This is a genomic window from Streptomyces sp. NPDC055506, assembly GCF_053643595.1.
On the sequence record NZ_JBSHKH010000004.1, the window covers coordinates 143,435 to 153,978 of the forward strand.

Consider the following 10,544-nt stretch of genomic DNA (forward strand, 5'->3'; position numbering starts at 1 on the left):
ACCTCGCACTCACCCCTGACCAAGGGCCTCGCCGCCCTGCGCGCCCTCGCGCGGGGCGGCGCCCCGACGCTGCTGTGGCGAGCCGTGCTCATGGCTGCCCTGGTGGGCGCGATCGGCCTGCTGCCCTGGCTGTCGCGCACCGACCCGGCACTGACGGTGCTCAAGGCCCGCTCGGCCGACCGCGACCCGACACCCGAGGCGCTGCGCGCCATCCGCGACCAACTCGGTCTGGACGACGGCCCGCTGATGCTGCTCGGCCGCTGGCTGGGCGGGCTGACGCACGGGGACGCGGGCACGTCGTGGGTGTCCGGCGGCCAAGTGCTACCTGCCGTCGTGCAGTCGCTGGGCGCCTCGCTGCTGCTGATGTCCGGGGCTCTCGTGGTCGCGGCGGGCACGGTGGCGGCGGTGTGCGCCCGCACACTCCGGCTCGGCTCGCGAGGGCGGCTCGCCGGACGCGGTCCCGGCGGCACGGCCTCGGCGGTGCTGGCCGCGCTGCCCGAGTTCCTCGTCGCCTCCGTGCTGGCCTCGGTGATCGGCGTCCAGCTGGGCTGGCTGCCCGCTCTCGGCTGGTACGGGCCGCAGTGGATGGTGCTGCCGTCGCTGGCCCTCGGTCTGCCCGCCGGGGCGATCCTCGGACGGATGCTGGACGACCTGCTGCCCGGCGCCTTCGCCGAGCCGTGGGCGCCGGCCGCCGCGGCACGCGGTGTCCCGCCGAAGTCGGTGGCGCGGCAGGCGGTGCGCCGCTGCGTGCCCGGGCTGCTGCCCAATCTGGGCCTGTTCGTGGTCGGCCTGACCGGCGGCTCGGTCGCCGTCGAGCAGATCTTCGACATCCCGGGCCTGGGCCGGCTCGCCCTCCAGGCCGCCCTCGCCCAGGATCTGCCCGTCCTGCAGACCGGCACCCTCGCCCTCGTCCTGGTCGCGGCCGTCGCCGGGGCCCTCGCCCGACTGTCGGCCCGGCTGCTCATCGGGCCCGCGCTGCGCGACGGCGCCCTGCACTCCCTGCACCGCCCCGGCCGGTCCACGCCCCGCGCCCTGCCGTTGCTCTACGGGGCGCCGCTCGCCGCCGTCATCGGGTTCGGCCTGCCCCGCGACGCGCTCGCCCTGGACACCCTCGCCAAGCTGCGGGCCCCCTCCCTGGCGCACCCGTTCGGGACGGACGCGCTCGGCCGGGACGTCCTCGCCCGGGTCTCCCACGGCGCGCTGACGACCCTCGGCATCGCGCTCGCGGTGAGCGCCGCCGCCCTCGTCGCGGGGCTGCTGCTGGGGCTGTTGCCGAGGCTGTCCGGGCCGCTGGTCGACACCGTCAGCGCCGTGCCGCCCGTCCTGGCGGGACTTCTCGTCGCCGGGGTCGCGGGCAGCGGCCCCTGGACGCCCGCGTTCGCCGTGGGCGTCGTGGCCTGGTCCCCACTGGCCGCCCATACCTCCTCCCTGCTGCGGCAGGAACGCGCGACCACACACCTGGCCGCGACCCGCGCGCTGGGCGCCGGCCGCTGGTATCTGCTCCGCCACGAACTGCTGCCCGCCGTGCTGTCGCCGGTGACCCGGCACGCCCTGCTCCGGCTGCCCGGCATCGCACTGAGCCTCGCCGCCCTCGGCTTCCTCGGCCTGGGCGCCCAGCCGCCGTCCCCCGAGTGGGGCCTGCTGCTCGCAGAGAACCAGCCGTACGCCGAACGCGCCCCGTGGGCCGTCCTCTTCCCCGCCGCCGTACTCGCCCTGCTGGGGGCGCTCGCGGTGACGGCCGCGGGCGGCGTACGGCTGCCCCGGCGGCGCAGGCGGGCCGAGGGCCCGGCCGGGCCGCCCGGGGAGCGGATCATGCCCCCGCGGCGGCAGCGGAACAGCCCCGACCCCCTGGCCCCCGTGTCCGCCGCTGTGTCCACCTCACAGGCAGAAGAACGATGACCGACCCCGTCTCCCGCGTGCCGGCCCGCCGGTCCGCCCTTGCCCCCAAGACCCCGCGCGAGAGCACCTGGCGGCTCTGGAAGGAGCTGTCGCCGCTGCTGCGGCTGCTGATCCTCACCCAGCTCGCCTTCAACATCGGTTTCTACGCCGTACTGCCGTTCCTCGCCGAGCACCTCGGTACCGCGATCGGCATGGCGGGCTGGCTGGTCGGGTTCGTGCTCGGGCTGCGCACCTTCAGCCAGCAGGGGCTGTTCGTGGTCGGCGGCTGGCTCGTCGACCGGTTCGGGGTACGGCCCGTCGTGCTGGCCGGCTGTGTGCTGCGGATCGCCGGGTTCGCGTGGCTCGGGTACGCGGAGGCGAGCGGGGCCGTGATCGGCGCCGTGCTGGTGATCGGTTTCGCCGCCGCGCTGTTCTCTCCCGCCGTGGAGTCCGAGGTGGCCCGCCAGGCGGTGGTCTGGGAGGAGGAGGGACGCGGCTCACGCACGCGGCTCCTGGCCCTGTTCAGCGTGGCGGGCCAGGCCGGGGCCTTCGTCGGGCCGCTGCTCGGCGGGTTGCTGCTCGCCGTCGACTTCCGCACCGCGTGCCTCGCCGGCGCGGCGGTCTTCGTGCTCGTCCTGGCCGGGCATCTGTGGCTGATGCCGCAGCACATCCCGGGCCGGGTCCGCACCCGGGAGCGGGGCGGGGCGCGCGTGCTGCTGCGCAACCGCCGCTTCCTGGCGCTGTGCGGCGGGTACGGTTCGTACCTGCTCGCCTACAACCAGTTGTATCTGGCCCTGCCGGACGAGGTGCAGCGCGCGACGGGCTCCCAGGCGCCGCTGTCCTGGCTGTTCGCCCTGTCCTCGGTGCTGGTGGTCTTCACCCAGCTGCCGGTGACCCGCTGGGCGGGCGACCGGCTGGACCTGCGCCGCTCCATGACGGCGGGGCTGCTGCTGATCGCGGCCGGATTCGCGGTGGTGGCCGCGGCGCGCCCCGCCGGCTGGACGGGAGTCGCCGGGCTACTGCCCGCCGCGGGCTTCGTCGTGCTGCTCACCGTGGGACAGATGCTGGTCGTGCCCGCCGCCCGCGCCTGGGTGCCCGACCTCGCCGAGGAGGGCCGGATCGGCCTCTACATGGGCGCACTGTCCTCCGTCTCCGGCCTGATCGTCCTGGCCGGCAGCGCGGCCACCGGATCCCTGCTCGACCTGGGCCTGCCGGCCGCCGTGCCCTGGCTGGTCCTCGCGGCCGTACCGGCCCTGACGGTGGCTCTGCTGCCGCGCCGGGAGGAGCGGGCCGAGGAGGCGGAAGAGGCGGCCTGATCCGGCGAGCGGCGACGCGGGGACAACCGCGCGCACCGCACCGTCAACCCCGCCGGGCGGTGTCTCCGCTCGGATTTCCGGGACCGTACCGGCCCTCGACACCGCCGTGGAGATCATTGGTCACGCGGCGCCAGTATCCTGGGTCGGCTGCGCGTCCCCCGCCAACCCCCGCCTCAAAACGGGGAGTTCGGCCTGCGGCGACGTACCTTCCCCCACGCATGAGACGAGGACGAGTGCTGCTAGCGGGCCGCTACCGGCTGGATGTTGAGATCGGGCGCGGTGGAATGGGAGAGGTCTGGCGCGCGTACGACGAGACGCTCGCCAGAGCGGTGGCCGTCAAGCTGCTGCTGCCCCAGGACACCGATGTCACGGCGGCCTCCCGGTTCCGTCTGGAGGCCCAGACCGCCGGGCGTCTCAACCACCCCCACCTGGTCGGTGTCTGGGACTTCGGCGAGTACGACAACCGGCTGTACCTGGTGATGGAACTGGTCGACGGCGACAGCCTCGCCGGGGTGCTGGCCGCCTCCGGCGCGCTTTCCGCAGAGCGGGTGGCGGATCTCGCCGCGCAGGCCGCCGCCGGGCTCGCCGCCGCACACGCGCAGGGCATCGTCCACCGTGACATCAAGCCCGCCAACCTCCTGCTGGACGCCCACGGCACCCTGAAGATCGGCGACTTCGGCATCGCCCGCTTCCTCGACGACCCCGGCGCCGCGCTCACCGCCACCGGTCAGATCGTCGGCACCGGCCTCTATCTCGCACCCGAACGCGCCCTGGGCCAGCCGGCCGGTCCCGCCTCCGACATGTACTCCCTGGGGTGCCTGCTCTACCAACTCCTCAGCGGACGGCCGCCGTTCCAGGCGGACACCGCCGTCGCGCTCCTCCACCAGCATCTCGACTCCGCGCCCGTTCCGCCCCGCGAGCTCGGAGTCGCCGGGCTCCCGCCGGCCTTCGAGAACTACCTCCTCGGCCTGCTCGCCAAGCAGCCCGAGGACCGGCCCACCGCCCAGCAGACCGCCGAGTGGTTCGCCGGGGGCGCCTGGCGAGGGCTGCCCGAGCCGCTGCCGGAGGCCGCGCCCCCGGTGACGTCCGCCATGCCCGGGCCGTATCCGGCCACCGAAACCCGCAACCCGGCCACCTACGCGCTGCCCGGCGCCCCGGGGCTGCGCACCGGCCGCACGCCCCAGGCCGGCCGTTCGCGCCGCGCCGCACCCCGGGGCGGCCAGGACAACCGCCGCAGGGCGGCCGCGACGATCGCCGCCGCGGCGCTCTTCGCCGCCGCGATGCTCGCCGGCATGCTGTGGTTCTCGCCCGACAACACCGCGACGGAGGGCACGGAACCCGACGTGTCTCCCTCCGCGAGCAGCCCCGCCGCCACACCGTCCGCGGACTCCCCCTCGCCCCTCTCCTCCGATCCCGCGGAGGACACGGCTCCGGGCAGCGGCACTCCGGCCACCGGCACAGTGGCCGATATCACCCCGTCCACCACCGCGCCTCCTCCCCCGACCCCCGTCGAAGCGACGCCCAGCCCCACGGCTCCGGCGCAGGAGACGGCCGACCCACCGCAAAAGGCGGACAAACCCCGGCAGGAGAAGCCCCGTCAGACGTGGGAGGACGGGGACGACGATGACGACGGGGGCGACGACTGAGCGGCCCTGCGCCGGTGTGCGAGCGGACGCCCCCTCGCGCGCCCCCTCGGGTGGCTTGTCATCGTCCTTATCTCGGCATTACTGTCACCACGCCTTGGTGAACGGGAAATCCGGTGTGATGCCGGTGCGGCCCTCGCCACTGTGAATCGGGAAGTCCGGCTCCGGCCCTCACGGGCAGCCACTGGGTTCTTCGGAACCCGGGAAGGCGGAGTACGGGCGGTGGTACCCGTCAGCCAGGAGACCGGCCAAGGCACGTCAACCATCCACGAGGTGCTGGAGAGGGTCTGCTGAGCCATGCACATAGCCGAGGGTTTTCTGCCACCCGCACACGCGGTCGCCTGGGGCGTCGCGTCGGCACCGTTCGTCGTCCACGGGGTCCGGTCGCTCACCCGTGAGGTGCGCGAGCACCCCGAGAGCACCCTGCTCCTCGGCGCCTCCGGTGCCTTCACCTTCGTCCTGTCCGCCCTGAAGCTTCCGTCGGTCACCGGCAGTTGCTCCCACCCCACCGGAACGGGCCTGGGAGCCATCCTGTTCCGGCCGCCCATCATGGCGGTGCTGGGCACCATCACCCTGCTCTTCCAGGCACTGCTGCTCGCCCACGGCGGTCTGACCACGCTCGGCGCCAACGTCTTCTCCATGGCGATCGTCGGACCCTGGGCCGGATACGCCGTGTACAAGCTGCTGCGGCGGTACGACGTGCCGCTGATGGTCGCGGTCTTCTTCGGGGCGTTCTTCGCCGACCTGTCCACCTACTGCGTCACCAGCGTGCAGCTGGCGCTCGCCTTCCCCGACCCGGGCAGCGGGTTCGTGGGCGCGCTCGGCAAGTTCGGCACCATCTTCGCCGTCACCCAGATCCCGCTCGCGGTGAGCGAGGGGCTGCTGACGGTGCTCGTGATGCGGCTGCTCGTGCAGTCCAGCAAGGGCGAACTGACCCGGCTGGGCGTGCTCCTCGCCAAGAAGCAGTCCGTGACCGAGACCGAGGCGGCGACCCGATGAAGAAGAACACGAAGATCAACCTCCTGCTGCTGCTCGCCGTGGCCGCGCTCGCCGTACTGCCGCTCGCGCTCGGCCTCGGCGACCACAAGGAGGAGCCGTTCACGGGCGCCGACGGCGAGGCGGAGACGGCGATCACCGAGATCGAGCCGGACTACAAGCCCTGGTTCTCGCCGCTGTACGAACCGCCGTCCGGTGAGATCGAGTCGGCCCTGTTCTCCCTCCAGGCCGCGCTCGGCGCCGGTGTCCTCGCCTACTACTTCGGTCTGCGCCGGGGCCGGCGGCAGGGTGAGCAGCAGGCGCGGGACGCCGGCAGTGCGGCAGCCGGCACCGCCGAGGAGTCCACGGCCGAAAGGGCCTGAGCCGCGTGCTGCCGATCGACGCGGCGGCGCACAGCAGTCGCTGGCGCCGCCGCCATCCCGTGGACAAGGCAGTGCTCGGTCTCGGGCTCACCGTGCTGGCCATCTCGCTGCCGCCCTGGCCGGGCGCTGCGCTGGTGCTCGTGACGGCCGTGTGCCTGCTGCTGGGGCCGGCCGGTGTGCCCGGGCGCCGGCTGTGGCGGGCCTACCGGGTGCCGCTGGGCTTCTGCGTCACCGGCGCGGTCACCCTGCTCGTCCAGGTCGGCGGCCCGGAAGGCTTCGTCTCCCTCGCCGACGACGGGCCCCTCCGGGCCGGGGAGCTGCTGCTGCGCACCTCGGCGGCCTCCCTTGGGGTGCTGCTGTTCGCCTTCACCACGCCCATGTCCGACCTGCTGCCGCGCCTGGTCCGGGCGGGCGTCCCGGCGCCCGTCGTCGATGTCGCGCTCGTGACGTACCGCATGAGCTTTCTGCTGCTGGACTCCGTGCGCCGGATCCGCGACGCGCAGGCCGCCCGGCTCGGGCACACCACGCGGGCCGCCGCCTGGCGTTCGCTGGGCGGACTCGGCGCCACCGCGTTCGTCCGGGCCTTCGACCGGGCGGCCCGCCTCCAGGCCGGTCTCGCCGGGCGCGGCTACGACGGGACCCTGCGTGTCCTGGTGCCCGAGGCCCGCGTCTCCGTCCGCTTCACGGTCGCCAGCTGCGCGCTCCTCGCGGCGCTGGCCGTCCTCACCTTCGTACTGGAAAGGCCGCCGGCATGAGCGAGCCCGCCCTCGTCGCCCTGCGGGGCGCGTCCTTCGCCTACGAGGACGGCCCGGCCGTGCTCAGCGGCCTCGATTTCGACATCCGCGAGGGCCGGGCGCTCGCGCTGCTCGGCCGCAACGGCAGCGGCAAGACCACGCTGATGCGGCTGCTCAGCGGCGGACTGCGGCCGCACAAGGGCCGCTTGACGGTCGACGGGCAGCCGGTGACGTACGACCGCAAGGGCCTGACCCGGCTGCGGACGACCGTCCAGCTCGTGGTGCAGGACCCGGACGACCAGTTGTTCGCGGCGTCCGTCGAGCAGGACGTGTCGTTCGGGCCGCTGAACCTCGGACTGGCCGATACGGAGGTACGGGCACGGGTGGCGGAGGCGCTCGCCGCCCTGGACATCAGCGCCCTGGCCGACCGGCCCACCCATCTGCTCTCCTACGGGCAGCGCAAGCGGACCGCCATCGCGGGCGCGGTCGCCATGCGGCCCCGTGTCCTGGTCCTCGACGAGCCGACGGCCGGGCTCGACCCCGACGGCCAGGAACGGCTCCTCAGCACGCTCGACGGGCTGCGTGCGAACGGCACCACGGTGGTGATGGCCACGCACGACGTCGATCTCGCCCTGCGCTGGGCCGACGACGCGGCGCTCCTCACCCCGGACGGCGTGCACCTCGCCCCCGCGCCCACGGCACTGGCCCGGACCGATCTCCTCCGGCAGGCGGGACTGCGATTGCCGTGGGGTGCGGCCGCTGCCGAACTGCTGCGTGCCCAGGGGCTGTTGACCGATTCCGCGCCCGGCCCGCGCACCCCGGACGAACTGGCCGCGCTGGCGGCGGGACGGCCGGTGAGCGGCGGCTGAGGGTCGCTTCCCCGGCCGTCCCGTGTATAGGCTGGCGGTGCAGCTGGTTCGCCCCCGTCAGCCAGGCGGGAAGCGTCGCAAGAGGGAACCCGGTGGGAATCCGGGACTGCCCCGCAGCGGTGAGCGGGAACGACCGCCGTCATACGCACTGGGCCCACGAACAGGGCCTGGGAAGCGACGGCCAGTAGGTGTTCTCACACGGTGAGAGCGTGCCCGCGAGTCCGAAGACCTGCCAACTGCCCGCGCGCGGACCACTCGTGCGCGGACATCCCGGTGACCTCGAGGGCGGGTCGGCGTACATACCAGGCGGACGACCGCGCTGTTTCTGCCGCGCGAGGTCGTTTCCGTCCGGTTGGTCGCCCTTCGCGCTCTCGTCCCGTCGCCGGGATCTCAGGGATTCGTCTCGCGAAGGAGATCTCCGTGACCACCAAGCCCGCAGCCGCGGCAGCACGGTCCACCGTGTACGGCTACCCCCGCCAGGGACAGCACCGGGAACTGAAGAAGGCGATCGAGGGCTACTGGAAGGGCCGCGTCACCGCCGACGCGCTCCGGGCCACAGCCGCCCAGCTGCGCGCCTCGAATTGGCGGCAACTGGCCGACGCCGGCATCGACGAGGTCCCGACGGGCGACTTCTCGTTCTACGACCACGTCCTGGACACCACCGTCATGGTCGGGGCGATCCCCGGCCGCCACCGGGACGCGGTCGAGGCGGACGCCCTGGACGGCTACTTCGCCATGGCGCGTGGCACGCAGGACGTGGCGCCGCTGGAGATGACCAAGTGGTTCGACACGAACTACCACTATCTGGTGCCCGAGCTGGGTCCGGACACGGTGTTCACCGCCGACTCGTCCCAGCAGGTCGCCGGGCTGCGCGAGGCGCTGACACTCGGCCACACCCCGCGCCCCGTCCTCGTCGGCCCTGTGACGTACCTGCTCCTGGCCAAGCCCGCGCCGGGGGTGCCCGCGGACTTCGAGCCGCTCACGCTCCTGGACCGGCTGCTGCCCGTGTACGCCGAGGTCCTCGCCGACCTGCGCGCGGCGGGCGCCGAGTGGGTCCAGCTGGACGAGCCGGCCCTGGTCCAGGACCGGACCCCTGCCGAGCTGAACGCCGCCGAGCGTGCCTATCGCGACCTCGGAGCCCTCACCGACCGGTCGAAGCTGCTGGTCGCCTCGTACTTCGACCGGCTCGGGAACGCCCTGCCGGTGCTGGCGAAGGCGCCGGTCGAGGGTCTCGCGGTGGACTTCACGGGGTCGGCGGCGGCCAACCTGGACGATCTGGCCGCGGTGGGCGGTCTGCCGGGCAAGCGGCTGGTCGCCGGTGTCGTCGACGGCCGCAACATCTGGATCAACGACCTGCCGGCCTCGCTCTCCCGGCTCGGCACGCTCCTCGGCCTGGCCGACCGGGTCGACGTCTCGGCCTCGTGCTCCCTCCTGCACGTGCCGCTGGACGTGGGGGCGGAGCGGGACATCGAGCCGCAGGTCCTGCGCTGGCTGGCTTTCGCGCAGCAGAAGGCCGCCGAGGTCGTCACCCTGGCGCGCGGTCTGGCGCGGGGCACGGACACCATCGGCGCGCAACTCGCCGCGAACCGGGCGGACCTGTCCTCCCGGGCGAACTCCCCGATCACCCGCGACCCGGCCGTACGCGCCCGTACGGCCGCGGTGTCCTGGGCGGACGCAGGCCGCTCGCTGCCGTACGCCGAGCGGACCGCCGCCCAGCGCACCCGTCTGGGTCTGCCCCTGTTGCCGACCACCACGATCGGCTCCTTCCCGCAGACCGGTGAGGTGCGTTCGGCCCGCGCGGACCTGCGAGCGGGCCGGATCGACACGGCCGGCTACGAGGAGCGCATCCAGGCCGAGATCCAGCAGGTGATCTCCTTCCAGGAGAAGGCCGGTCTGGACGTCCTCGTGCACGGCGAGGCCGAACGCAACGACATGGTCCAGTACTTCGCGGAGCAGCTCACCGGCTACCTCGCCACGCAGCACGGCTGGGTCCAGTCCTACGGCACCCGCTACGTCCGCCCGCCGATCCTGGCCGGCGACATCTCCCGCCCCGAGCCGATGACCGTGCGCTGGACGACCTACGCGCAGTCCCTCACGGACCGTCCGGTGAAGGGCATGCTCACCGGCCCGGTCACCATGCTCGCCTGGTCCTTCGTCCGCGACGACCAGCCGCGTGCCGAGACGGCCCGGCAGGTCGCCCTCGCCCTGCGCGAGGAGGTGGGGGACCTGGAGGCGGCCGGGACGTCGGTCATCCAGGTCGACGAGCCCGCCCTGCGTGAGACGCTGCCGCTGCGGGCCGCCGACCGGCCGGAGTATCTGGCGTGGGCCACGGAGGCCTTCCGGCTCAGCACGGGTGGCGTGCGGCCGGACACGCAGATCCACACGCATATGTGCTACGCCGAGTTCGGCGACATCGTGCAGGCCATCGACGACCTCGACGCGGACGTCATCAGCCTGGAGGCCGCCCGCTCCCATATGCAGGTCGCCCGCGAACTCGCCTCGCACGGCTATCCGCGCGAGGCGGGCCCAGGTGTCTACGACATCCACTCCCCGCGGGTTCCCGACGCCGAGGAGGCGGCCGGCCTGCTGCGCACCGGTCTGAAGGCCATCCCCGCCGAGCGGCTGTGGGTCAACCCCGACTGCGGCCTGAAGACCCGCGGCTGGCCCGAGACCCGCGCGTCCCTGGAGAACCTGGTCACGGCGGCCCGGACCGTCCGGGCCGAACTGGCCGGGGAGCACCCCGGAC

General features: G+C 73.9%; 8 protein-coding genes and 2 riboswitches. All 8 genes read left to right on the forward strand.

Annotation, left to right across the window (positions count from 1 at the left end; translation table 11 throughout):
- Positions 1-90: 90 nt before the first annotated feature.
- Positions 91-1,899, forward strand: coding sequence for an ABC transporter permease subunit (locus ACWIF2_RS03150; protein ID WP_454358285.1), 1,809 nt, complete (start codon positions 91-93; stop codon positions 1,897-1,899).
- Positions 1,896-3,194 carry an MDR family MFS transporter gene (locus ACWIF2_RS03155; RefSeq protein ID WP_454358286.1) on the forward strand — a complete coding sequence of 433 codons (1,299 nt, stop codon included), beginning with the start codon at positions 1,896-1,898 and terminating at the stop codon, positions 3,192-3,194. Before ACWIF2_RS03150 ends, ACWIF2_RS03155 begins: the two co-directional genes overlap by 4 nt.
- Positions 3,195-3,427: 233 nt before the next feature.
- Positions 3,428-4,840: a serine/threonine-protein kinase gene (locus tag ACWIF2_RS03160; RefSeq protein WP_454358296.1), complete on the forward strand. Its 1,413-nt coding sequence runs from the start codon at positions 3,428-3,430 to the stop codon at positions 4,838-4,840.
- Between the two features lie 78 nt (positions 4,841-4,918).
- Positions 4,919-5,104, forward strand: a riboswitch (cobalamin riboswitch).
- Between the two features lie 30 nt (positions 5,105-5,134).
- The gene (locus tag ACWIF2_RS03165; protein WP_261684219.1) at positions 5,135-5,836 is read left to right on the forward strand and encodes an energy-coupling factor ABC transporter permease; all 702 of its coding nucleotides are present in this window, start codon (positions 5,135-5,137) and stop codon (positions 5,834-5,836) included.
- Complete coding sequence (locus tag ACWIF2_RS03170; protein WP_454358287.1) at positions 5,833-6,195, forward strand: energy-coupling factor ABC transporter substrate-binding protein; 363 nt, start codon at positions 5,833-5,835, stop codon at positions 6,193-6,195. The genes ACWIF2_RS03165 and ACWIF2_RS03170 overlap by 4 nt, the downstream gene beginning before the upstream one ends.
- Positions 6,196-6,200: 5 nt before the next feature.
- On the forward strand, positions 6,201-6,950 hold the full coding sequence (gene cbiQ, locus ACWIF2_RS03175) for a cobalt ECF transporter T component CbiQ (protein WP_454358288.1): 750 nt from the start codon (positions 6,201-6,203) through the stop codon (positions 6,948-6,950).
- Entirely contained in the window at positions 6,947-7,798 is an 852-nt protein-coding gene (locus ACWIF2_RS03180; RefSeq protein ID WP_454358290.1) for an energy-coupling factor ABC transporter ATP-binding protein, read from the forward strand. Before cbiQ ends, ACWIF2_RS03180 begins: the two co-directional genes overlap by 4 nt.
- A 27-nt stretch (positions 7,799-7,825) precedes the next feature.
- A riboswitch (cobalamin riboswitch) is annotated at positions 7,826-8,049 on the forward strand.
- A 169-nt stretch (positions 8,050-8,218) separates the two neighbouring features.
- On the forward strand, positions 8,219-10,544 hold a 2,326-nt coding region (metE, locus tag ACWIF2_RS03185; protein ID WP_454358291.1), incomplete at its 3' end, for a 5-methyltetrahydropteroyltriglutamate--homocysteine S-methyltransferase.

What these genes read in the sequence shown, in the direction of transcription:
- ACWIF2_RS03150 (WP_454358285.1), top strand. Translation starts at nt 91, where the DNA reads ATGGCTGCCCTGGTGGGCGCGATCGGCCTGCTGCCCTGGCTGTCGCGC.
- ACWIF2_RS03155 (WP_454358286.1), top strand. Translation starts at nt 1,896, where the DNA reads ATGACCGACCCCGTCTCCCGCGTGCCGGCCCGCCGGTCCGCCCTTGCC.
- ACWIF2_RS03165 (WP_261684219.1), top strand. Translation starts at nt 5,135, where the DNA reads ATGCACATAGCCGAGGGTTTTCTGCCACCCGCACACGCGGTCGCCTGG.
- ACWIF2_RS03170 (WP_454358287.1), top strand. Translation starts at nt 5,833, where the DNA reads ATGAAGAAGAACACGAAGATCAACCTCCTGCTGCTGCTCGCCGTGGCC.
- ACWIF2_RS03180 (WP_454358290.1), top strand. Translation starts at nt 6,947, where the DNA reads ATGAGCGAGCCCGCCCTCGTCGCCCTGCGGGGCGCGTCCTTCGCCTAC.